The sequence below is a fragment of the Aquitalea pelogenes genome, assembly GCF_001515305.1.
GTDB lineage: Bacteria > Pseudomonadota > Gammaproteobacteria > Burkholderiales > Chromobacteriaceae > Aquitalea > Aquitalea pelogenes.
The window spans coordinates 1-451 of record NZ_LNQV01000121.1; the positions used below are offsets into that span (position 1 = coordinate 1).

A 451-nucleotide genomic window follows, 5' to 3' on the forward strand; every position below is an offset into this window, starting at 1 on the left:
TCTATTGCATCGATAAGAAAAATACCTACAGGCGAAACAATAAGTATCGCAGCAAAGCCATTTTATGCGCAGAAAAAATCTGAGCGCACCATGCGCAAGAATTCCTTTGGTGGTGGCGGCAGATTTTCACCCGATGGCAATTATCTGGCCCTGTCATTACCTAATTTCTCCTGTCGCAAAGGCAGTTACCCCGGCGTATACGATACACGAACCTGGAAAAAAGTGGAGTTCACCACCCCGGATGTCGACGCCCGTTGCGATGCCCTGTTTCCCAATCTGCCCACCCCCAGCCGCACCCTGCAACCACTTTGCGTGGATGAGGACTTCAATGAATATTAACACCACATCGCTACAATAACTCAGCTGAATGAAAGAAGAAAAATTGAGTGAATGATAAATATAGAGGAGAAGAATGAAATCCATCATCACCGCAGGCATCATCGCGCTGTCC

Annotated in this window: 1 protein-coding gene; it reads left to right on the forward strand. The window is 47.2% G+C overall.

Annotated features, from left to right (window positions below):
• On the forward strand, positions 1-339 hold a 339-nt coding region (locus AWT75_RS21520), incomplete at its 5' end, for a hypothetical protein (RefSeq protein WP_204377136.1).
• Positions 340-451 lie beyond the last annotated feature (112 nt).